Annotated in this window: 20 protein-coding genes; 12 read left to right on the plus strand and 8 right to left on the minus strand. The window is 64.1% G+C overall.

The genetic code is table 11. The features are described from left to right. Positions 1 to 102: 102 nt before the first annotated feature. Together sctO and sctN are read right to left on the minus strand one after the other, a co-directional pair. Entirely contained in the window at positions 103 to 573 is a 471-nt protein-coding gene (gene sctO / locus KSS90_RS09620; protein WP_217869164.1) for a type III secretion system stalk subunit SctO, read from the minus strand. Further along, positions 564 to 1892 carry a type III secretion system ATPase SctN gene (sctN, locus tag KSS90_RS09625; protein WP_217869165.1) on the minus strand — a complete coding sequence of 443 codons (1329 nt, stop codon included), beginning with the start codon at positions 1890 to 1892 and terminating at the stop codon, positions 564 to 566. The genes sctO and sctN overlap by 10 nt, the downstream gene beginning before the upstream one ends. A 332-nt stretch (positions 1893 to 2224) precedes the next feature. On the opposite strand from sctN, the gene KSS90_RS09630 reads away from it, so the two are divergent. From KSS90_RS09630 to KSS90_RS09680, 11 genes are all read left to right on the plus strand, one after another. Continuing rightward, a complete protein-coding gene (locus tag KSS90_RS09630; RefSeq protein ID WP_217869166.1) occupies positions 2225 to 2932 on the plus strand; it encodes an HrpJ domain-containing protein in 708 nt (235 codons plus the stop codon). Next, the gene (locus tag KSS90_RS09635) at positions 2913 to 3197 is read left to right on the plus strand and encodes a TyeA family type III secretion system gatekeeper subunit (protein ID WP_217869167.1); all 285 of its coding nucleotides are present in this window, start codon (positions 2913 to 2915) and stop codon (positions 3195 to 3197) included. The genes KSS90_RS09630 and KSS90_RS09635 overlap by 20 nt, the downstream gene beginning before the upstream one ends. Then, positions 3194 to 3571, plus strand: coding sequence for a type III secretion chaperone SycN (gene sycN / locus KSS90_RS09640; protein ID WP_217869168.1), 378 nt, complete (start codon positions 3194 to 3196; stop codon positions 3569 to 3571). Before KSS90_RS09635 ends, sycN begins: the two co-directional genes overlap by 4 nt. Further along, entirely contained in the window at positions 3568 to 3933 is a 366-nt protein-coding gene (gene sctX / locus KSS90_RS09645) for a type III secretion apparatus assembly protein SctX (RefSeq protein WP_217869169.1), read from the plus strand. Before sycN ends, sctX begins: the two co-directional genes overlap by 4 nt. Positions 3934 to 3937: 4 nt before the next feature. Continuing rightward, complete coding sequence (gene sctY / locus KSS90_RS09650; protein ID WP_217869170.1) at positions 3938 to 4267, plus strand: type III secretion apparatus assembly chaperone SctY; 330 nt, start codon at positions 3938 to 3940, stop codon at positions 4265 to 4267. Continuing rightward, the gene (gene sctV / locus KSS90_RS09655; protein ID WP_217869171.1) at positions 4264 to 6363 is read left to right on the plus strand and encodes a type III secretion system export apparatus subunit SctV; all 2100 of its coding nucleotides are present in this window, start codon (positions 4264 to 4266) and stop codon (positions 6361 to 6363) included. Before sctY ends, sctV begins: the two co-directional genes overlap by 4 nt. A gap of 151 nt (positions 6364 to 6514) precedes the next feature. Continuing rightward, positions 6515 to 7462, plus strand: coding sequence for a virulence-associated V antigen (locus KSS90_RS09660; protein WP_217869172.1), 948 nt, complete (start codon positions 6515 to 6517; stop codon positions 7460 to 7462). An 8-nt stretch (positions 7463 to 7470) separates the two neighbouring features. Continuing rightward, on the plus strand, positions 7471 to 7968 hold the full coding sequence (locus tag KSS90_RS09665; RefSeq protein ID WP_225933146.1) for a SycD/LcrH family type III secretion system chaperone: 498 nt from the start codon (positions 7471 to 7473) through the stop codon (positions 7966 to 7968). Further along, on the plus strand, positions 7958 to 9109 hold the full coding sequence (gene sctE / locus KSS90_RS09670; protein ID WP_217869173.1) for a type III secretion system translocon subunit SseC family protein: 1152 nt from the start codon (positions 7958 to 7960) through the stop codon (positions 9107 to 9109). Before KSS90_RS09665 ends, sctE begins: the two co-directional genes overlap by 11 nt. A gap of 14 nt (positions 9110 to 9123) precedes the next feature. Further along, positions 9124 to 9945 (plus strand): hypothetical protein, encoded by an 822-nt coding sequence (locus tag KSS90_RS09675; RefSeq protein ID WP_217869174.1) that lies wholly within the window; start codon positions 9124 to 9126, stop codon positions 9943 to 9945. 278 nt (positions 9946 to 10223) lie between these two features. Beyond that, entirely contained in the window at positions 10224 to 11420 is a 1197-nt protein-coding gene (locus KSS90_RS09680; RefSeq protein ID WP_217869175.1) for a hypothetical protein, read from the plus strand. Positions 11421 to 11475: 55 nt separating this feature from the next. On the opposite strand, the gene KSS90_RS09685 is transcribed toward KSS90_RS09680, so the two are convergent. The 5 genes from KSS90_RS09685 to trhP form a co-directional block, all read right to left on the minus strand. Then, positions 11476 to 11913, minus strand: coding sequence for a YqaA family protein (locus KSS90_RS09685; RefSeq protein WP_217869176.1), 438 nt, complete (start codon positions 11911 to 11913; stop codon positions 11476 to 11478). Continuing rightward, a complete protein-coding gene (locus tag KSS90_RS09690; protein WP_217869177.1) occupies positions 11913 to 12341 on the minus strand; it encodes a DUF411 domain-containing protein in 429 nt (142 codons plus the stop codon). The genes KSS90_RS09685 and KSS90_RS09690 overlap by 1 nt, the downstream gene beginning before the upstream one ends. Before the next feature lie 57 nt (positions 12342 to 12398). After that, on the minus strand, positions 12399 to 13304 hold the full coding sequence (locus tag KSS90_RS09695) for a copper resistance protein B (protein ID WP_217869178.1): 906 nt from the start codon (positions 13302 to 13304) through the stop codon (positions 12399 to 12401). Further along, a complete protein-coding gene (locus tag KSS90_RS09700) occupies positions 13297 to 15024 on the minus strand; it encodes a copper resistance system multicopper oxidase (RefSeq protein WP_217869179.1) in 1728 nt (575 codons plus the stop codon). Before KSS90_RS09700 ends, KSS90_RS09695 begins: the two co-directional genes overlap by 8 nt. A gap of 79 nt (positions 15025 to 15103) precedes the next feature. After that, a complete protein-coding gene (trhP, locus tag KSS90_RS09705) occupies positions 15104 to 16438 on the minus strand; it encodes a prephenate-dependent tRNA uridine(34) hydroxylase TrhP (protein WP_217869180.1) in 1335 nt (444 codons plus the stop codon). Between the two features lie 124 nt (positions 16439 to 16562). On the opposite strand from trhP, the gene KSS90_RS09710 reads away from it, so the two are divergent. Continuing rightward, positions 16563 to 17627: an AI-2E family transporter gene (locus KSS90_RS09710; RefSeq protein WP_217869181.1), complete on the plus strand. Its 1065-nt coding sequence runs from the start codon at positions 16563 to 16565 to the stop codon at positions 17625 to 17627. A 24-nt stretch (positions 17628 to 17651) separates the two neighbouring features. On the opposite strand, the gene KSS90_RS09715 is transcribed toward KSS90_RS09710, so the two are convergent. After that, entirely contained in the window at positions 17652 to 19718 is a 2067-nt protein-coding gene (locus KSS90_RS09715) for a TonB-dependent receptor family protein (protein ID WP_217869182.1), read from the minus strand. Positions 19719 to 19720: the final 2 nt, after the last annotated feature.

Raw genomic sequence — 19720 nt, forward strand, 5'->3', positions numbered from 1 at the left:
GTGTTTCCAGCAGTTGTTCGAACAACAGCCGCTGGCCAGGTTGAGGCGATAGGCGAGGTGTGTCGGACGGGATGTGCGGCAACGCAGGTACAGGCATGGTCCTCATGGCCGCCCCCCACCCTGGAGCACGCATTCCTCCAACTCAAGTTCCTGCCGGTGCTCCGCGACCCGCGCGGCTCGCAGGTTTGCTTGGTCGCGCAACTGGCTGAAACTATCGTGTTCTTGCCTGGCCTGGGCGAGTTTCGCTTGTGCCTGCACGTGGGCCGTGTGCTGTTGTGCCAGTGCGTCCTCGCAGACCATGACCTCCGCGCGCAGGCGCGCTTCGTGCGCACCGAGCAGCCCGACCTGCCGATGCCAGTGCTGCAGAGCTCGGCGGTCGGTCAGCTGGCCGACATGTTCAGCGAACAGGCGCTGTTGTTCCTCGCGGGCATCGCGTTGAAAGGCCAGGTGCGCGGCCATGCATCGCGCCTTGTCTGCCTGTGCCGCCTGCAACTGGGTTCGCTGGCGTTGTGCTTCCCGCTCGGCGCGTTGCAGTCTGCGTTGCTTGATCTGGACAAGGGCGTTCAGGGGCACCGGGTGATCTCCAGCAGTTGGTCGAGGCTCTGGCGTAGCGAGGTGTATTCGTGGGGGGGTTGGCACAGCCAGTTGCGGATGGCTTCGCGTTTGCCGATGGCCAGGTCCGTGGCGGGGTCCTGGCCCTGTGTGTATTCACCGATCCTGAGCAGCAGTTCGACCTCCTCATAGCGGGCCATCCACTCGCGCAGCCGAGCTGCGGCGGCACGATGCTCAGGGGCGACGACCTGGTTCATGACCCGGCTGACCGAGCGCAGCACGTCGATGGCCGGGTAATGGTTGGCTGCGCCCAAGGCTTGCGACAGCACGATGTGGCCATCGAGGATCGAGCGGGTTTCCTCGGCGATCGGCTCGTTCAGGTCGTCGCCTTCCACCAGCACGGTGTAGAGCGCGGTGATCGAGCCCCTGTCCGATTGCCCGGCGCGTTCCAGTAAGCGTGGCAGTTGAGCGAACACCGAAGGCGGGAAGCCACGTCGGGTCGGTGGCTCGCCCGCGGCGAGACCGATTTCCCGCTGGGCCCGGGCGAAGCGAGTCAGCGAATCCATCATCAGCAGGACCTTGTTGCCCTGGTCACGAAAGTACTCGGCGATGCTGGTGGCGACGAAGGCTGCCCGGGCGCGCTCCATCGCCGGGCGGTCGGAGGTCGCGACTACCAGCACGGCGCGCCGTAGGCCGCGTTCGCCGAGTTCGTGATCAATGAACTCACGTACCTCGCGACCGCGCTCGCCGATCAGCGCAAGGACGACCACGTCTACCTCGGCGTTGCGCAGCAGTGTGGCCAGCAGCGTGCTCTTGCCGCCACCAGCGGGGGCGAAGATGCCTGTGCGCTGGCCTTCGGCGCAGGTGAGCAGGCCATCGATGCAGCGCACGCCCAGGCTCAAAGGGGTATCGACAAGCTTGCGCTGCAAGGGTGATGGCGCGTGCCGATGCACGGCGTACCAGGCTAGTGGCGGGGCGGGCGCGCTGCCGTCGAGCGGATTGCCCAGACCGTCCAGCACCATGCCCAGCAAATGTTCGCCTACGCCCACACGGTGCGTGCCGCCGGTGGGGCAGACCTCGGTGCGCGTACACAGTCCCTGCATGTCGCCCAGCGGGGCGAGCAAGGCTTGGTTCTGCTGCAGTCCGATGACCTCGGCCAGCAGTTCAGGTTGGCCGCCCGGCTTGCGCAGCCGGCACAGCTCGCCGACCTGTACGCCAGGCGCCTGCGCGTGGATCAGGGTACCGGTGACCTGGGTGACCTTGCCGTTGACCCGCACCAGGGTGGCACTGTTCACGGCGGCCAGCAGGGACTGGGAAATCTGGAGCAACGATGGTGGCATGGGAAGGGTTGCGGCATGAATGATGGGCGCCATTCTAGGCAGCCTGTCGCGCAGCGGATTTCACTGTGGGTCGCATGTTTTTAGTTTTTCGGGTGCTCGCCGGTGCATTCGGCGACAGGCTAAAAAGAAGCGGCTGGCGATGACAGTGCGGCGTAGGGCTTGGCTCTAGCATGTGCTCTTTCTTTGATTTCGGCAGTGAGGTGAGGATGAGCGAAGGCATCGGTTTTCTGCGGCTTGAGCCGACGGCCGATTGGGGAGCGCAGGGGGCGGCCCTGCAAGCTCGGCCTGTGACGCCGATGGCGCAGCAGGCCAACATGGCGGAGGAGGTCTCGATGGCCTTCTCGTCATTGGCCAACGCCCGGCTCAGTGCGCGCAGCCGTGTCACCGATGCGCGCCAGCATGGGATGCGCGCAGGTCAAATGGCCGAGGAGATGCTGGCCAAGGTGCCGGATGTCCAGCGCCGCTCCCTGGATGAGTTGGTAGCGTGGTTGCGTCAGCACCCGCAACTAACCTCGGGTGAGCTGGCCGCGCGCCTGGATGGATTTTCCGCGCAAGCCTGCCATCGCTACCTGGCGTTGGCGTACGCCCGTGAGGCGCTGGGCGCTTCTGCCGGTGAGCATGGCTTGGCCGGCAAGCTGGATCAGGCCATGGCCGCCTTGGCGCAAGACCAGGGGCCGGCGATCGAACTGGCGATCGAGATTGGCCCGCTGGCCCAGGCCGCCGAGGAACAGGGCGTGGCCGATGTGGCTGCGTTGCGTGGTGTGTACTGCGACTTCCTGTGTGGTTATCGCGGGCTCCGGCATGCCTGGGACGAGTTGCGCGCACGCTTTGGTGATGCCGCTATCGGCGATGTCGCGCAGTTCATGCTCAGCGGCCTGGCCAGCCATATCAACGGGCCGTCCTCGAGCCTGGACAGCGCCCGCCTGCAGCAGGTCGTCAGCGACATGAAGCTGGTGCAGGCGCTCAAGAAACTGGAGGGCGACACTACCGTGCTGTTCCGCCAGCTCGCCGGAGGGTCCAGTGGCGTACGGACCTTCTGACCTGGTCAGCGACCTGCTGGCGTTGATCGATAAACGCTGGGCGACGGTGCAGGACATCCAGCGCCTGCTCGCGGCGTTGCCCATTGGTCCGCAGGCGCAACGTATCCAGTGTCTGCGAGAGTTGCAGCGCATCTTCCGTTTGCTGCCCCTGCAGGTATTCAGTGACGAGGCGCAGCGCGAGCATCTGCTGGCGGTCTTGCAGTTGGCCATGGACCAGGCAATCGACGATGAAGAGGCGCTGCTATGCGGGGTGCGGGAGCCATGAGCATGGACGAATGCACTTTGGCCGTTCGCCGATTCTGTGGCGATCTGGGTATGCCGCCGGTGGACCTTCAGGAGCCGGTTGTGCGGTTTGAACTAGCGGATGCCAGCGTTTTGCAGCTTGAGCGGCAGGCTGGACGGGTGACGCTCTGGCTGAGCTTTCCCGTGCATGCTGCGATGCTTGAGAGGGTCATGCTGGAGGCGCTCAGGCAGGTGCATGAACATCAGACGGGTAGCTTCTCGCTGCGCTGCGGTCTGCTGGCTGACGAGCGTCTTGTGCTGTTCATGGATTTCGATGAGCGCGGACTGACCGAACACACCTTGCATGAGGCCTATCGTTTGCTTTCCGGCGTGCATGCCGAGGTGCTGGCGGCATGAGTGCAATCGAGCAGGCCGGGCAGGCCCAGGACCTCTGGTCGCTTTGGACGCCGGTCGATACGGCGCTTCCTCTGCCGGGATACGACGCGCCGCCCATGCCGGGGCAGCCTGTGCGAGCGCACTTGCGTGAGCTGTACCCGCAGCATCAGGTGCAAAGCCTGTGTCTGGCATATGCCAGACCCGAGCAAGAGTTGAGAAACCTGTACGACCCACAGCGCTTCACCCATGCGCTGGGTGCGTTGGTGGAGCGACTGCTTACGTCCCAGGCCCCTGGCGACCGACAGGCGGCGGTACTGGTGCAAGCGCTGCTGGCCGACCGGCGCACGCTGGAGCGCTGCGTGAATTTCCTGCTCAAGGTGTGAATACGTGAAATTGTCCAACGAACAGCAAGACACTCTGCAGCTGTTGGCCTGGCTGCACCTGCAATGCGGCAGGCCCGAACCGGCACGGGTGCTGTTGGAGGTGCTGTTGCGCGCCGATCCTCAGCATCGCGCGGCGGGTCGGGCCGCGGTGGTGGCGGCGTTGGCGCTGGGTGACTGGGCGTGGGCCGAGCAGCAGTGCCTGGCGCTGCGTGACGCAGGCGAGCGACAGCCGTCTTTGTGGCTGTGCCTGAGCCAGGCGCAGCAGTTGGCCGGCCGACTGGAGCAAGCCCAGGCCACCTATGCCGAATACCAGCGCCGCAAGGCCTGCCCATGAGCCCGCTGACCCGGATGCTCGGCCATATTGGCGCGCGCAAGGACCTGATGCTGGCCGTGATGCTGCTGGCGGTGGTGTTCATGATGATCCTGCCGCTGCCACCCCTGTTGCTGGACCTGCTGATCGCTTTGAACATCACCATCGCCGTGGTGTTGCTGATGATGTCGGTGTACGTGGTCTCGCCGCTGCATTTCTCGGTGTTCCCGTCGGTGTTGCTGGTGACCACGCTGTTTCGCCTGGCGCTGTCGATCAGTACCACCCGAATGATCCTGCTGGAGGCCGATGCCGGGCAGATCGTGCAGACCTTCGGCGACTTCGTGGTAGGCGGCAACCTGGTGGTGGGCTGCATCCTGTTCCTGATCATCACCATCGTGCAGTTTCTGGTCATCACCAAGGGTGCCGAGCGGGTGGCGGAAGTCAGCGCGCGGTTTTCCCTCGATGCCATGCCGGGCAAGCAGATGAGTATCGACGGTGACCTGCGTGCCGGGGTCATCGATGTCAACGAGGCACGCGAGCGCCGTGGCGAGGTGGAAAAGGCCAGCCAGATGTTCGGTGCCATGGACGGGGCGATGAAGTTCGTCAAGGGCGATGCCATCGCCGGGTTGGTGATCATCATCGTCAACTTGCTGGCAGGCCTGGCCATCGGCGTGATGCAGAAAGGTATGACCGCGGGTGATGCGCTGCAACTCTATGCGGTGCTCACCGTCGGCGACGGTATGGTCAGCCAGGTGCCGGCGTTGCTGATCGCCATCACCGCGGGGATCATCGTCACCCGCGACGGCCAGGGTGCCCGCGACCTCGGGGCGAACATCGGCAGCCAAGTGATGGCGCAGCCCAAGGCGCTGCTGATCGGTGGTGCGTTGCTGGGGCTGTTCGGGATCATTCCGGGCTTCCCCACAGTCACTTTCTTCATCCTCGCATTGATGGTCGGCGGTGGAGGTTGGTGGGCGATCCGCCAGCGGCGCCTCGAAGAGGCTGGCCAGCAGCTCGGCGGCGGTCTGCCGGCGCTGCTGGCCAATGGCGCCGGCGCGCCCACGCTAAAACCCGCTGGCAAGGCGAAGTCGGGTATCGATTCACAGGCTTTTGCCTTGACGGTGCCTTTGCTCATCGATGTGGACTGCGAGTTGCAGGCCGCTCTGGAAGCCGCCTCGTTGAACGATGAGCTGGCGCGGGTCCGCGAGGCCCTCTACCTGGACCGTGGTGTGCCGTTTCCCGGCATCCGCCTGCGTTTCAACAGTGCGCTCGGCCCTGGGGAGTACCGCATCTTGTTGCAGGAGGTGCCGGTGGCGTGTGGCACGTTGATGCAGGCGCATCTTCTGGTTCAGGAGAAACCCAGCCAGCTGGCGCTGGCCGGCGTGCCCTACATAGAGGGCGAGGCACTCCTTCCCGGGCGTGCGAGCCTTTGGGTGGAGCAGGCCCAGCGTGATCACCTGGAGCGTGCCGGCTGTGCCTTCCTGACCATCGACCAGGTACTCGCCTGGCACCTGTCCCATGTGCTGTGCGAGTACGCCGGGGATTTCATCGGCATTCAGGAAACCCGCTACCTGCTGGAGCAGATGGAGCAAGGGTATGCCGAGCTGGTCAAGGAGGTGCAGCGGATCCTGCCGTTGCAGCGTATCACCGAGGTCTTTCAACGGTTGGTGGGCGAGGGCATCTCGATCCGCAACATGCGTTCGATCCTCGAAGCCCTGGTCGAATGGGGGCAGAAGGAAAAGGACGTGGTGCAGTTGGCCGAATATGTGCGCAGCAGCCTCAAGCGCTACATCTGCTACAAGTACGCCAGTGGCCACAATTTATTGCCGGCCTACCTGCTCGATCCCGCGGTCGAAGAGATGATCCGCAACGGCATCCGCCAGACCAGTGCCGGCAGTTATCTCGCCCTGGAACCGGCGCAGAGTGACGCCTTCCTCGCCCAGGTCAAGGCTGCGGTAGGCAACCTGCACGATGCCCAGGCAAGGCCTGTGCTGGTGGTGTCGATGGACATCCGGCGCTATGTGCGCAAGTTGATCGAAGGCGTCTATTGCGACCTTCCGGTGCTGTCCTTCCAGGAGCTCACCACGCAGATCAACATCCAACCGCTGGGGCGCATTGGCTGACGTCAGAAAACGGTCCCATAAACTACAAAATCGCGGCCGGATCTGACGGAACGGTCGAGACCTCCTGAATAGACTTCATCTGTCGGTACCTCAGCCTGGTCATGGCCAGCCTCTATGCGAGACGAGGTATCCAGCCAACCGGAAGCAGATGATGAGCAGTTCTATTGACGTATTGAAGGGCCCCGTGCCCTTGCCGCTTGTAGACCGTGTCGCGCCGTCGGAGAACTGGCGTGATGCCCATAAACTCGGTGCGCTCCTGAAGGAAAAAAACCTCGTGGCGGTAAACGAGCATGGTCAGCCCCTGAGCGCGGAAGACCTGGGGAGGGCAGTCGATGCGTTGCTCGGGGACGAGGCGCAGGCACGTCTGAAGGAGAACCGCAGCTATTTCGACAGCCTCCTGGAGCGACCGCTTGGCGACCAGCATGTCGATGCCATGTGCCAGTTGCTCGAAGCGTATGCCAACTGGCTGCCAGGCGCGCCCTTGCAATTGCACAGGCTGGGCGAACGCTTGCAGATGGACGACTTGGTCATGGGCGCGATGGGTTTGCGCATGCACAAACAAAAGACCGAGCGTACCGAGCTCAGTGAGCAGCTGAAAAACCTCACGGCGGAGTTGAAGATCTTCAGCGTGATCCAGTCGAAGGTCAATCTGGTCATGGCGGACAAGGGCACCTTCGATCTTGAAGATCCAAGCTTCAACCTCGCCGATCCGCAGCTGTACGACCTGGATGCGGCTGCCTGGGAGGCCAGCCCGGAGCGTCGTTTGCTGGCTGCACAGGGTACTGGAGTCGTGACGGTACGACAGTTCCTGGAGGGCACTCCCGCTGACGTTTCAGCGAATGGCAGTGAGCGCCACCTGCACAAGGTCAGCGGACCGATGACCGACCTGAAATCCCACTATGCCTGGGATAAAGACAACAACCCGTTGGCCAATTTCTCCCAGGCCCTGAGCGATCGAACCCGTATCGTCAACGACAAAGTGACCGAACAGACCACCCTGCTCAATGACGTGGGGTCGCGGTACACCACCTCCACCGAGGTGATGATGAAGTTCGTCGAGACATGGTTCTCGATGCTGTCGAAGATTCTGCAGAGTTGAGGTGATTGATGACTGCACAACGAATGGACGACGCCGATGCCCTCGAGGCCGACGTGATCGAAGCTTTCTTCGCCGATGGTGGGACGTCCGCCATGCTCCGCGGCGTTGACGCGGCACAGCTTGAAACGCTCTACGCCCAGGCGTTCTGCTTCTACCAGACGGCGCGCTTGGAGGATGCGTTGACGCTGTTCAAGGGGCTGGCGGCGCTTGACCACTACGATGCGCGGGCATTTCTCGGCGTGGCAGCCACGTATCAGGCCTTGGAGCGTTATCAGGACGCGCTGCCGGCCTACGCCTACGGCGCGATGCTCGCACCGCAGGATCCACGCTTCTGCTTCCATGCTGCCGAGTGCCAGCAACAGCTGGGCGATCTGGCTGCGGCGTGCAGTGGCTACGAACAAGCGCAGGCCATGGCCGTGACCGGTGAACATGGCGAACTGGCCAACAGGGCGCAGGCACGGCTTGACGCGCTGCGACAGAGAGAGGCCGCGAGCCATGCGCACTGAGCTTTTCGTTACCGCGGCAGCAAGCGAGATGGAGACGCCATTGCCCGGCACCGGCATCCGGTTGCCAGGTAATATCGGTACCGCATCCATGGTGAGGGCGCCCCTGCCAGAGCGCAGCGTCAGGTTGGACCCACCGGCCATTCACAATCCGCTGGCCGCAGGGCGTGACTTTGAGGGTTTGCTCGAGAAGGTCATCGATCCTGCGCAGCTCATGCAACCGGCATTGGCGGCGGTACCCAGCGTCGGGGCATTGATACTCGGGCAGCTTGCCGGAGAGATTTCCGATGCCGAGCTGGATCTTCGGCTCACCGAGCTGCTGAGTCGGTTGGGCGCGCGCCAGACCGATCTCAACCTCCAGCAGGTCCGCCAGGTGACCGAGCAGAACCGTCAGCAGATGGCGTTGAATGCGCAAAAAATGGAGCAAGTGAACCAGCGACATCAGGACGCCGGCACGGCAAGCGTGTTCGCCAAGGTGTTTGGCTGGGCGGCGGCCATCGCGTCCATCGTGGTGGGCACGGTGATGGTCGCGACCGGCTTGGGCGCCGTGACGGGCGCGCTGATGATCGCCGGGGGGGTCATGGGGGTGGTGTCCATGGCGTTGAACCAGGCTGCCTCGGACGGGCATATCGCCAAGGAAGTGATGCAGTACCTAGGGCCGGTGCTGATGGCGGTGGAGGTTGCTCTGGCCGTTGCCTCGGTCGTGTTGACCTTTGGTGGCAGCCTGGCGGCGGTCGTGGCCAAAGTGGCCGGCAAAGTAAGCGGCAAGGTCGCACAGACTGTCCTGTCGGTGGGCCAGAAAATCCAGGGCGTCGCTGCCAATGGGGTCACCTCGGCCGCCAGCGCCGGCACCCAGGCCAAGCTGCAGATGACCCTGACTGGCGCCAACCTGACCACCACCACACTGTCCAGCACAGGCAACGCGGCCAGTTCGGTCATGCAGGCGCTGGCGTTGCGTAGCGAAGCCGAGCTGGCCGCAATGCGCCTGGAACTGGAGCAGGGGCATCGGTACCTCGAGCAACTAACCAAAGCACTCGAACAAGTGCTCGCGAAGAAGCAACAACGCTTCGAGCAACTGCTGGACATGCTGAGCGCACGCAGCCATGCCTGCGCGGACATCGCCGGCCGAAACCTCATCGCTTGATCAAGGAGTCAATCATGAACCTGTCCATTACCCACATCGATCAACAGCCTGCCCTCGATCACTCCTCTCGGCTCATTGAACCGGGCAAACCTTCCCAGCCCTTGTGGGCGATGCTGGCGATGCCAGGCCCGGTGGCGGGTATCTCCCCTGGCGAGCGGCCAGGGCAGGTCGGCCTCGACACGCCGCAGGCGATACCCTGCAGTCAGGATCTGCAAAGCCTGCTGGCCATTCTCCGCGCCGCCATGCAGGTGCGTGACGGCAATGCGCAAGGGCGCAGAACGCAGGCTGAAGTCAGCGTTCAGGCGAGCAAGGAACAAATCGGCTGGATGAGAACCGCCAGCAACGCGCTGTTCGCCTCGGCGGCTGTCAGTGGTGCGTTGGGCCTGTTCACGCTGGCCAGTGGTGCCAACGGCATGCTCAGAAACATGGGGGATGCGCGCACGATCAAAGGGCTGGAGCAAGCCAGTCATGCAGCCCGCTATGGTCAACCTGGCGAGGTGACTGTGGCCTCGAAAAAGCTGATCGCCGAAAACGCTATCGAGGTCAAGCATCTGCAGAACGGTATCGATACCCGCAACTCCACCCTGCATACGCTCAATGGCGTGGCCCAAAGTGGCGCCGCCCTTGGCACCGGAATCGCCCACGCCATCAAGTCGCTGCAGGATGTGTGGGCCAAGGAGCAGGAGCTCGAGGCGTCGGTTGCCAGCAACCAGAAGGAACAATTCCAGCGTTACACCGACGACCAGGCGAAGATGATCGAGCAGGTGTGTCAGCTTATTCAGGAGATTCTGCGTAACGACAATCAGGGGTTCAGGGCTGCGGGCATTATGGCCTGAATACACCAGTCTGCTTGGAAGGATGTCGCGAGCCGCAAGGGCATGGACCCTTGCGGCTTTTTCATGTCGGTGAAAAAACGCTCACTGAATCCGGCAGATGGCCGTCGAAAAGTGCAAAAAAGGCGATAAGGGCTGATGGGGCCTGATGTGCAGCGTCGGTATCGTTCGCTCAGCTTCCACCATGTTGGAGGCAAGACACTTCGGAAACGACCTCTGCTCATGCTGGCGTGAGAGCGGTCTTTTCCTCAAGTCAAACGATGCAAGAAGAGGTTTGCACGATGATCGAATCGGTTTCAACCAGTTGGCTGTCAGGTGCCGAACTGGACCCTGTCAACAAGAGTAGTGACAGCGCGCAGGTAAAAACCAGCGAGTCGGCGCAGCGCCTGGCACGCCATGAGGAACCGCAGAAGCATGGCATTCTGATGCGTCTGTTCATTGCGATTGCCGAGTTCTTCGGCTTTCGCCCCGGTGGCGCGACAGCTAGGACGCAGGCCACGGCTTCGGCGCCGGACGTGATGCGCTCATTCAACGAACAGATGGCCAAGGGACTCCCGGATGTCATGAGGTCGCAGGCAAGCGGAATACTGGCCAAGCAGGAGAACCTGCCAACCGAGCAGTTCATGGCCAGCTATGCGGAGCAGCTCACGGGCAACAACATCATACGTAAAGCCAACTGCCTGTTATCGAATGTCGTCAAGTTGGGCGAGCTTGTACCTGAGCTGAAGGTTGAGACGAGCATCAACGAGGTCGATATTGTCGGTGGATACTCTTTGAAGGAAGCCCATTTCCCGGCCAATATCGCACTGATGCAGAGTGAGCCGATGGCTGCCGCCAAGGTGCTCGATGCGGTGATTTTCCTGGCCTCGCGATTTTCCGAGTTTCCGGATCCCGCGCAGGTGGGGCCTGAAGCGGTGGTGGCGTTCGTCAAAGAGGTCGATGCCAAGTTCATCGAGTTGTTCGCCCAGAAGCCTGGTGTGCAGGGGCCAGCCGTCGTGTTGGATGCACGCGACGATGCCCCTTCGGTGATGGCTGGCACGTTGGGCGGAGCGAGCGATGTGCAGCCTGAAGAAGTCTACGCCACGACTGCCGGACAGCCTGAGCCGGTAACGTCGTTGAAGGCCGTCAAGCTTGCCTTTGTCAAGATTGACGACGAGGTCGCTTTGCCAACACGCAATGACTTCTCTGCGACCATGAATTCGCTGCAGAGGCCGAGCAGTCCGCTCTCCCAGTCGTTTGAGCACCTGGAGCGTCTTGCCGAACATGGCAGTGCCGCCGAAAAGGCAATTGCTTCAATGGTCCTGGATCATAAGGCGATAGGACAGTCTTATTCCTACGGCGGTCTTTTCGGGCAGCGTAAGTTGGAGCCCAATCTGTTGCAGGCCCACTCCGCGCTCTCGTTTGTCGACACGCTGCAGAAGAAGCTGGACATGGCAGGGCGCCTGCTCGGCAACCTGGAGGCTGCCGCAGCAGCTTGAGCGTAACGCTGGCTGGAGCCTGCGGGCTCCAGCCAGCCCTTCGAATCCCGCCTGTTCACCCGCGGTGAAACCAACCCAGGGTGATCACCACTACCACGATGTAGCGTCCGCACTTGGCCAGGGTGACCAGCAGCACGAAACGCCAGAACGGCTCGCGCATGATCCCGGCGATCAAGGTCAGCGGGTCGCCGATCACCGGCATCCAGCTCAACAGCAGTGACCACTGGCCCCAGCGTTGATAGCGGCGTTGGGCGTGTTCCAGCTGGCTGGCGCTGAACGGGAACCAGCGGTGATCACGCAGGTGCTCGATGGCCCGGCCCAACAGCCAGTTGACGATGGAACCAAGCACATTGCCGAGGGTGGCCACCAGCAGTAAGGTCGACCAGGCACTCGGTTCGCGAATCAGCAGCCCGACCAGCACTGCCTCCGATTGCAGGGGGAGCAGGGTGGCGGCGCCGAAGGCGCTGAGGAACAGCGCCCAGAGGCTGAGCATCAGTAGTTGGCGACCACGGTGTCCCGGTCGTCCTGGGTCACGCCGATGACCTGGTAGGCGTCCTTGTGGTCACCCATCTCCATACCCGGCGAGCCCATGGGCATGCCGGGTACGGCCAGGCCCTTGAGGTCTTTGCGGTTGACCAGCAAGCGTACCTGCTCGGCCGGCACATGGCCTTCGACGAACTTGCCGTCGATCACCCCGGTGTGGCACGAGGCCAGGCGTGGCGCTACGCCCAGGCGCTGCTTGACCGTGCTCATGTTCGGCTCGACATGGTCGTTGACGGTGAAACCGTTGTCGCTCAGGTGCTTGATCCATTCCTTGCAGCAACCGCAGTTGGGGTCGCGGTAGACATCGATGGTCTCGGCGGCCTGGGCCAGGCCGGTGATGGCCAGCAGGCCAAGGGTGAGCAGGTGTTTGCGCAGCATGGTGAAGCTCCTGTGAAACAGTATGATCCAATGGCCAGGTGGCGGTCTGCGTGGGCATCAGAAACGCAGGCGAACCCCGGCCACCAGCCGGGTCTGGCCGATGTCCTCGCCATCCTCCCGGGCCTGCTCGGCGCGATTGCCGTGCAGGCGATTGAAGCTGACCCCGACATAGGGCGCGAATGCGCGGCTGATCTCGTAGCGCAGGCGCAGGCCCACCTCGCTTTCGGCCAGCCCCGCGCCTTGTTCGCGCCCGCCGTCGTTGCGCCCGAAGAAGTTGGCTTCTACGGTCGGCTCGAGGATCCAGCGATTGGTCAGCAGCATAGCGTAACCGGCCTCCAGGCGCAGCGCGGTCTGCTGTCGCTCGCCGACGTAGGCGGTGGCCTCCAGTTCCAGGCCATAGAGCGGCGTGCCCTGGATGCCGAAGGCGGCCCAGGTCTGGCCACTGGCGGGCTTGAAGTCCTGGCGCAGGCCGCCGACCAGCTCCCACCAGGGGCTGATGGCATGGCCCCACAGGGCCTGCAGCTCGGCCTTGTGGGTCTTGCCCTGTTCGCGCTCACCCTCGCTGCGCAGCCATAGGCGGTCGATATCGCCGCCGACCCAGGCGCTGGCGTTCCAGTTCAGAGCGCCACTGTTTTCGAAGTTCTGGTACTCCAACTGGTCGACGATCACCGCCCAGTTGGTTGCCCGGTCATGCACCTGATGCCCCGGCAGCGGCGGGAAGGCGGCGCGGCGGTCGGCGTCGGTGATCACTGGCAGGGGCGTGCGCGGTTGGCTGGGGGGCGTCGCCGCGTGGTTCATCTGACTGTGGTCCATGGGCATGTTGCCATGGTCCATCTGGCCGTGGTTCATCGGCATGGCGCCATGGTTCATGTGGTCCATGCCCGCGGCCAGGGCCCGTTCACTGGCCAGCAAGGCCAGCAGCGCGACACCGGTGACGATGCTGCGGTTGCGGTTCTCATTCATCGACCCGTACCTCGCGGAACATGCCGGTCTCCATGTGGTAGAGCAGGTGGCAGTGGTAGGCCCAGCGGCCCAGGGCGTCGGCGGTGACGCGGTAGCTACGGCGGCTGCCGGGTGGCATGTCGATAGTGTGCTTGCGCACCAGGAAGCGCCCTTGTTCATCTTCCAGGTCGCTCCACATGCCATGCAGGTGGATGGGGTGGGTCATCATGGTGTCGTTGACCAGGGTGATGCGCACCCGCTCGCCGTATTTCAGGCGCAGCGGCTCGGCGTCGCTGAACTTGATGCCGTCGAACGACCAGGCGAAGCGTTCCATGTGCCCGGTCAGGTGCAGTTCGATGTTCCGTGACGGTTCACGTCCGTCCGGATCGGGGTAGGGGCTGCGTAGATCGGCGTAGGTCAGCACCCGGCGGCCGTTGTCGCGCAGGCCGATGCCTGGGTCGGCCAGGTTGGCCTGGGGCGCCATGGTCTGCATGTCCACCAGCGGGTTGTCGGTCTCGCTGGCAGGGTGGCGTTGCATCATGGCCATGGCCGAGTGGTCCATGCCAGGCATGTTGCCGTGGTCCATCGCTGGCATGTTCGAATGATCCATCTCACCCATGCCGCCGTGGCCCATGTCGTCCATGGTCAGTACCGGACGTGGGTCTGGCTCGGGTACGGGTGCCTGCAGACCCGCCGCGCGGGCCAGGGTGCCACGGGCGAAGCCGGTACGGTCCATGCTCTGGGCGAACAAGGTGTAGGCAGGCTGGTCGCCCACGGTGACCAGCACGTCATAGGTTTCGGCCACGGCGATGCGTAGTTCGTCCACGGTCACCGGGGTCACCGGCAGGCCGTCGGCGGCGATCACCGTGAGTTTCAGGCCGGGAATGCGGAAGTCGAAATAACTCATCGCCGAGGCGTTGATCAGGCGCAGACGCACGGTCTCGCCGGGCTGGAACAGGCAGGTGAAGTTGCCGTCCGGTGGCTGGCCGTTGAGCAGGTAGGTGTAGCTGGCGGCGCTGATGTCGGCGAGGTCGGTGGGGCTCATGCGCATCTTCGCCCATGCCCAGCGGTTGTCGACCGCCTTGCCCCAGCCGTTTTGTGCGACATCGTCGACGAAGTCACCGACCGTGCGCTTGTGGTAGTTGAAGGCGTCGGACTGTTTCTTCAGGGTGGCCATCAGGGCCTCCGGCGCCTGGTCCGACCAGTCGCTGAACAGCAGCACATGGTCGCGCTGGTACTGGTGCGGTTCGGGCTCGCGCGGCTCGATGACGATGGCGCCGTACACCCCGGCCTGCTCCTGCAAGCCGGAGTGGCTGTGGTACCAGTAGGTGCCGCTCTGGCGCAGGGTGAACTGGTAGAGGTAGTCACCGCCCGGCTCGATGCCGGCGAAGCTCAGGCCTGGCACGCCGTCCATGTTGGCCGGCAGGATGATGCCGTGCCAGTGGATAGAGGTGGGCTGATCCAGGCGGTTGCGCACGCGCAGGGTCACGGTGTCGCCCTCGCGCCAGCGCAGCTGCGGGCCGGGCAGGCTGGCGTTGATGGTCTGCGCGGTGCGTGGGCGACCGGTGATGTTGACCGGGGTGTGGCCGATGAACAATTCGAACTGCTGGCCGCTCAGGTCGTGCAGCGGCAGGCGGCCTTCGGCGGCCTGGGCCAGTGGGCGCCACAGGCCGAGGCCGGCCAGGGCGGTGGCGGCGCCCAGGCCCTTGACGAAGGTGCGGCGGGTTGGGGTCGATGGCATGGCGTGCTCTCGCTACGGAACTGCCACGATCCTCGCCGCCAGCGCCTGTCAGCCACCTGAGGCGCGGATTACAGATTTGTCAGGCAGCGGCCTCGCCACCCTCCAGGTCGCGCATCAGCAGGCCGAATTCCAGCGAAACCTGCTCGGGAATCGGCAGGTACACCACATGGCCGTCGCCCGGCGCAACCTCGATGGCCTGCTGCTGGCGGTCGCACAGGCGATGCAGGTCGAAGTGGTAGTTGCCGCGCGGGGTCATCAGTTCCAGGTGGTCGCCCACGGCGAAGCGGTTCTTCACCTTCACTTCGGCCAGGCCGTCCACGCGCACACCGGTCAGCTCGCCGACGAACTGCTGGCGCTCGGACACCGAGTTGCCGCGCTGGTAGTTCTGGTACTCGTCGTGTACGTGGCGGCGCAGGAAACCTTCGGTGTAACCGCGCTGAGCGAGGGATTCGAGGTTGACCATCAGGCCGCGGTCGAACGGCCGCCCGGCCACCGCGTCGTCGATGGCCTGGCGATAGGACTGCACGGCGCGGGCGCAGTAGAAGTGCGACTTGGTGCGGCCCTCGATCTTCAGCGAATGCACGCCCATATGTGCCAGGCGCTCGACGTGCTGGATGGCGCGCAGGTCCTTGGCGTTCATGATGTAGGTCCCGTGCTCGTCTTCGAACACCGGCATCTCTTCGCCGGGGCGGTTGGATTCCTGCAGCAGGAACACCTGGTCAGTGGGCGCGCCGATGCCCAACGTGGGTTCGAATTCGCGGACGATGTCGCCGGTGGCGTTCTCGGTGGCCGGGGTCGCCTGATACTTCCAGCGGCAGGCATTGGTGCAGGTGCCCTGATTGGCATCGCGCTTGTTCATGTAGCCCGATAGAAGGCAGCGCCCGGAATAGGCCATGCACAGCGCGCCATGCACGAACACTTCCAGCTCCATCTCTGGCACTTGCTGGCGGATCTCCTCGATCTCTTCCAGCGACAGCTCCCGCGACAGGATCACCCGGGTCAGCCCCAAGCCTTGCCAGAACTGCACGCTGGCCCAGTTCACCGTGTTGGCCTGCACCGACAGGTGGATGGCCATCTGTGGGAAGTGCTGGCGCACCAGCATGATCAGCCCAGGGTCGGACATGATCAGCGCATCCGGGCCCATCTCGATCACCGGCGCGAGGTCCTTGAGGAAGGTCTTGAGCTTGGCATTGTGCGGGGCGATGTTGACCACCACGTAGAAGCGCTTGCCCTGGGCCTGGGCCTCCTGGATGCCGAGGGCCAGGTTGGCGTGGTCGAACTCGTTGTTGCGCACCCGCAGGCTGTAGCGCGGCTGGCCGGCGTAGACCGCGTCGGCGCCATAGGCAAAGGCGTAGCGCATGGTCTTGAGGGTGCCGGCGGGGGCGAGCAGTTCGGGCTTGGCGAGAGAGATCATGGTGCGCACCGGGGGCAAAAGGCGCGGATGCTAAAGCGGTGGCGTCGTGCGGGTATTGATCTGGGTCAACGGCACTTTTGCCGATGCGCAGCGCACTAAAGAGTTGAGCCCTCGAGGAATGCCAATGAACGAAAGCGTATTGCAGAACAAAGCTCTGACCGTGCTGTTGGCCCTGGTGACCGTCGCCTTCATCTGGATCCTGCTGCCGTACTCCGGTGCGATTTTCTGGGCGGTGATCCTCGGCATCCTCTTCGCACCACTGCAACGCCACCTATTGCTGCGTTTCGGCGGGCGACGCAACCTGGCCACGGCAACGGCGCTGGGCACCTGCCTGCTGGTGGCGGTGCTGCCGGTGATCGTCATCAGCGCCTTGCTGGTGCAGGAAGGGGCGGCGCTGTACCAGCGCATCGAGAGCGGCCAGCTGGATATCGCCGGCTATATCGAGCGCGGCAAGGACATGTTGCCGGCGTACGCCCAGCATTTCCTCGACCGTATGGGCATGGGCAACCTCGATGGCCTGCGCGACAAGATCACCAAGTGGGCGACCCAGGGCAGCCAGTTCCTCGCCGGCCAGGCGTTCAGCTTCGGCCAGGGCACCTTCGAGTTTCTGGTGAGCTTCGGCATCATGCTCTACCTGCTGTTCTTCTTCCTGCGCGAGGGGGCGGAGCTTGCGCGCAAGGTGCGTCAGGCGGTGCCACTGCCCGAGCAGCAGAAACGCCGCCTGCAGCTGAAGTTCAAGCGCGTGGTGCGAGCCACGGTCAAGGGCAACCTGCTGGTGGCGATCACCCAGGGTGCGCTGGGTGGCTTGATCTTCTGGATACTGGATATTCCCAGCGCGCTGGTGTGGGCGGTGCTGATGGCCTTCCTGTCGTTGCTGCCGGCGGTGGGCGCGGGGATCGTCTGGGCGCCGGTGGCGGTGTACTTCCTGCTGGTCGGGGCGCTGTGGAAGGGGATCGTGCTGACGGCGTTCGGGGTGCTGGTGATCGGCCTGGTGGACAACCTGTTGCGGCCGATCCTGGTGGGCAAGGATACGCGGATGCCGGATTACCTGGTGCTGGTGTCGACCCTCGGCGGGCTGGCGGTGTTCGGGCTCAATGGTTTCGTGATCGGGCCGTTGATCGCGGCGCTGTTCATTTCCAGCTGGGCGATCTTCGCCTCGACCAAGCCGCAGGTGCAGTTGCCGTCTTGAATGGGGCGCAAGGCGCCCCCGGGGTCAACGGAAGCTGTAGGAAACCCCGGTATAAACCCCGAACCCTTCCCCCGGCGTCGAGCGGGCGATGTCCTGCCCGGCATCGTTGTACCCCGGCGTCACCGTCGCCGCGTAACGCTTGTTGGTCAGGTTGCGCAGGTCGAGCCAGGTCTGCCAGTCGCGCTTGGGCGAATCCCAGCCCAGGCGTGCGCCGAGTAGTGCGTAGGCGTCGGCGTGGTAGCTGTTGGCGTAGTCCACCTGCACCTTGGACGCCATCTGCGTGTTGACCCCGGCGTAGAAACCACTTGGCCAGTCGTAGCGCAGTTCGGCCTGGTAGTAGTGCATGGGAATGCCGGGCAGGCGGTTGTCGCCGAACTTGTCGTCGTCGCGGTAGTGGAAGTCGCTGAAGGTGTAGGCCTGGCGTAGGCTCAGCTTGCCGGTGCCGGGCTGTTCCCAGAGCGTGCTGTCCAGGCCGGCCTCGATGCCCTGATGCACGGTGGCGCTTGCGTTGAACTCCTTGGCTGGAAGGCTCGGTACGATTTCCACTGCGAGCAGTTCATGGCGAACCTGCGCGTAGTACCAGGCCAGGTCCCAACGGCCCAGCGCCGAATCGCCGCGTGCGCCCAGCTCCAGGGTGGTGGCGGTCTGGTTCTGCATCTCGATCGGCTGGGTCGCCGAAGTCGAACTCCAGATCAGCGACCACGGATGCGGCGGCTCCCCCGAGCGGCTGAGGTTGCCGTATACCTGCAGGTCCGGGCGGATGTCGTAGCGCAGGCCCACACGTGGCGCATAGTCCCAGTCGTGCTGGCTGACCTTGCCGCCGCTGGCCGGGTAAGTGACGTTGCTGTAGGTGACGGCACTCTCGCGACGGGTGTAGATCGCTGCAAGCCCAGTGGTCAGCCACAGGTCGGGGACCAACTCCAGGTCATTGCCCACATGCAGTACGGTGTCCGAGCCCTGGTAGCTGAAGTCGCGACTGCGGGCGCCGAAGTTGTCGCCGCCGCTGCGGGCGAACTGCGAGGCACCGCTGTTGGGCAGGTGCTTGGTGGTGCGCCAGCCGACCGTGGTCTTGCTCTCATGGCCGAACAAGGTGTCGCGGCGCAAGTAGTTCAGGGTGCCGCTGACATCGGTGTAGGCGACCTTCAGGCGCATCGGGCCTTCGCGCAGGTCCATGGGGAAGTCGTGGTAGACCAGCCCGGCCTCCAGGCGCGAATCGTCATCCAGGAAGAAGGTGGTCTTGTTGCCCACCCAGGTACTGCCCGGCTGCGGGCGGCTATCGTCGCGGGCCAGATAGGCCGGGTTGGCGGCACGTGGATCGTGCTTGATCTGGTCCTTGGTCAGGCGCCCGGCCAGATCGTTCTCGGTCTCGCGGTAGCGCAGGTAGAAGCGCGTTTCCAGGTTCGGGTTGAAGCGATAGCCGACGTTGGCGGCGATGCCCTTGGCGCTGCCACTGCTGTGCTCCTGGTAACCGTCGTACTCCGAGTCGGTCAGGGCCACGTAGTAGTCGAGGTTGCCCAGCACTTGGCCGCTGCTGACATGCCGGTGCTGGTAGCCACGGCTGCCGACTTCGTAGCGCACCTGCAAGGGCGCGGCATCGTAACCGGTGTGGGTGACGTAGTTGATCGCGCCGCCCAAGGCCAGCGAGCCCTGGTCGAAGCCGTTGGCGCCGCGCAGCACTTCGGCGCGGCTCAGCCACAGTGGTTCGAACAGCTCATAGGGCGTGCCGCCGGGACCTGTCAGCGGCAGGCCGTCGAACATCGTGTAGACGCCCGAACCGTGGGCACCCGGCGCGCGGTTGATGCCAGAACCACGGATCGACAGCTTGATGCCGTCGTTGCCCGCCGACTGGGCGAACACCCCCGGCTGGTAGGCCAGCACATCCTGGTTGCTGGCCACCCGGCCCTGGCCAACCTTGTCCATGTCCACCAGGTTGCTGGCGCCGGGGATTTCACGCAGATGATCGGCGGCGGCTTCCAGCTCGGACTGTTGCCGGTCCTGGATCAGCACCTGGTCGAGTTCGACGCGGTTGGCGGCTTGGGCGGTGCCGGCGACGAACAGGGCCAGTAGGGAGTAGGGCAGGGTGGGGCGCATGG

The organism is Pseudomonas maumuensis (assembly GCF_019139675.1).
Classification (GTDB): domain Bacteria; phylum Pseudomonadota; class Gammaproteobacteria; order Pseudomonadales; family Pseudomonadaceae; genus Aquipseudomonas; species Aquipseudomonas maumuensis.